This window comes from Starkeya nomas, assembly GCF_902703545.1.
GTDB lineage: Bacteria > Pseudomonadota > Alphaproteobacteria > Rhizobiales > Xanthobacteraceae > Ancylobacter > Ancylobacter moscoviensis.
The window spans coordinates 1-581 of sequence record NZ_CACSAS010000010.1 but is presented as its reverse complement, the minus strand read 5'-3'; the positions used below and the strand labels follow the sequence as shown (position 1 = coordinate 581).

Here is a 581-nt window from a genome sequence, read left to right as displayed (position 1 = left end):
GGGCGGCACGGCGCATCCGCACCGCGCGCTCGGTGATGCCCAGTTCGGCGGCGATCCGGGCGGCCGGCGCGCCCTCGGCCTCCAGCTGCTCGAAGCGGGCGTTCAGCTGCCGGCGCATCTGCGCATAAGAGCCGCCGCCGCCGAGCGGGATGTCGAGCGGCGTCGTGCCGAAATGGCCGATGATCGCCTTCGCCGCCTCCTCGCCGACCGCGTCGTCCAGCCATGATCCCGGCCGGAAGCGGGACGGCAGCTTCACCCGGCGCCCGCCATAGCGCTCGGCGAGCGCCAGCGCGGCGTCAAGGCCGGCGACGTCCGCGATCGTGCGCAAGGTGGCGGGTAGCCAGGAGTAGCTCATGACCGGATGCGCAGCCCCCGTTCGGTGAAGGACAGGGACAGGCCGGTCGACCTGTTCCGCCAGACGACGCGGGCGGTCCACGTGCCGTCCTTCGACGGGGAGAGCTTGCCGCCCGAGCAGGAATATCCCTGCTCGATCAGGCCCTCGTGCATGATGGAGAGGCGGTTAGAGGCGGCGAGCACCGCGTCGAGCTGGATCGTGCCGCCCGTGCGGCGGCGACGGCGCT

General features: G+C 72.6%; 2 protein-coding genes. Both read right to left on the bottom strand.

What is annotated here, in order from left to right:
* Positions 1-355, bottom strand: a 355-nt coding sequence (locus tag STARVERO_RS21755; protein WP_159602055.1) for a hypothetical protein, incomplete at its 3' end; no start/stop codon positions are given.
* The coding region (locus tag STARVERO_RS21750; RefSeq protein ID WP_159602053.1) for a hypothetical protein at positions 352-581 on the bottom strand (230 nt) is incomplete at its 5' end. The genes STARVERO_RS21755 and STARVERO_RS21750, both read right to left, overlap by 4 nt.